Consider the following 1,011-nt stretch of genomic DNA (forward strand, 5'->3'; position numbering starts at 1 on the left):
CTTTACAGCAGCAGATCTTGGGGACAATACCGTAACCCTGACCGTAACCGATGACAATGGCAATACCGATAATTGCACAGCAACTGTAACAATAGCGGATTCAGACCCACCAACGGCTGTATGCCAAAATATTACAATACAGCTTAACGACTCGGGAAATGCGACAATTGTTGCAGCCGATATAGATGGCGGAAGTACAGATAATACGGGAATAGCATCATTAACTGCAAGTCAGACAGCATTTGATTGTAGCCATGTAGGTCCGAATTCTCTTACATTAACAGTTGAAGACCTTGATGGCAATACCGATCAGTGTACTGCTACTGTTACTGTTCAGGACAATATAAATCCAACAATCAACTGCTCTGCATCCTACACCGCCACCGAAAATTCAGCTTGTACAGGTATAATAAATGTTGCCACTCCAGATTATGATGATAACTGTGGAGTGACAGGTATAAATTGGACAATGACTGGAGATACGAACGACTCCGGAAATGGTGCAATCGGAACTTATTCCTTCAATAGGGGAACGACGACCATCGAATACACTGTGGCTGATGCAACTGGTAATGAAGCGAATTGTAGCTATCAAATAACAATTCCGGACGCCCTCTCAACTATAGCTAGTGCTTCAGCGTCAGTTATCTGTGAAGGCGATGAACTGATTTTATCAACCAATCCAACAGGAGGAACACCTGATTATACTTATTCTTGGACTGGACCAAACGGATTTAGTTCCACAGAAAAAAATCCGGTAATCAGCAATATTGCCACAGCAGTAAGCACGAACTATTCTGTTGAGGTTACAGATGCGAATGGTTGTCAGGCAAGTGCTTCTGTTTCGGTTACTGTAAGACCAACCCCAATACTATCTGTTACTGAAACTGACCCGATTACCTGTGGAGGATACGGTTCGCTCAATTTTTCGTTTACAGGAGTACCAGATGGAACCTATTCAATAACTTACGACGCCGGAATCTTTTCAGAGGTTATCGTTTCAGGAAATGC

The 1,011-nt window shown here is 42.9% G+C and carries 1 protein-coding gene; it reads left to right on the top strand.

Translation table 11 applies throughout. The annotated features are described in order from the left end of the window. On the top strand, positions 1-1,011 hold a 1,011-nt coding region (locus BMW53_RS20590), incomplete at both ends, for an HYR domain-containing protein (RefSeq protein ID WP_139178304.1).

It is taken from the genome of Draconibacterium orientale (genome assembly GCF_900111425.1).
Lineage (GTDB): Bacteria > Bacteroidota > Bacteroidia > Bacteroidales > Prolixibacteraceae > Draconibacterium > Draconibacterium orientale.